Origin of the sequence: Treponema sp. JC4 (assembly GCF_000260795.1) — a bacterium.
Taxonomy (GTDB): domain Bacteria; phylum Spirochaetota; class Spirochaetia; order Treponematales; family Treponemataceae; genus Treponema_D.
This window is the reverse complement of sequence record NZ_AJGU01000138.1, coordinates 1-463: the sequence shown is the minus strand read 5'-3', so window position 1 is coordinate 463 and position 463 is coordinate 1. Positions and strand designations below refer to the sequence as shown.

The 463-nt window shown below is 27.6% G+C and carries 1 protein-coding gene; it reads left to right on the top strand.

The genetic code is table 11. The annotated features are described in order from the left end of the window. On the top strand, window positions 1-330 hold a 330-nt coding region (locus tag MSI_RS13650; protein WP_039925194.1), incomplete at its 5' end, for a DegT/DnrJ/EryC1/StrS family aminotransferase. Between the last annotated feature and the right edge of the window lie 133 nt (window positions 331-463).

Genomic DNA, 463 nt, shown 5'->3' with positions numbered 1-463 from the left:
GAAGGATTAGCTGATGTTGAAGGTATAACCACACCATATACTGCAGATAATGTTACTCATGTATTCCACCAATACACTATAAGAGTATCTAAAGATAGAGATAATTTTAAACAATATTTAACTGATAATGAAATTGGAACTGGTATTCATTATCCAATTGTATTATACAAACAACCATATTATCAAACACTAGGAATTACAGGTAATTGTCCTGAAGCTGAAAAAGCTGCAAGTCAGGTTATTTCACTCCCAGTACATCCTTCATTAACTACTGAAGAACTTGATACAATTATAGAAACTGTTAAAAAAGGTTCTGAAGAACTACTATAATTAACCTCCCTTCTTTTTACTCTTTTTATATTAAATCTAAGGAAAATGTTTTATTATGAAAATAGAACCAGAAAAATTTAATGAATATGTTAAGAATAATGTTTTCAATACAATTACTAACTACAAATTAATT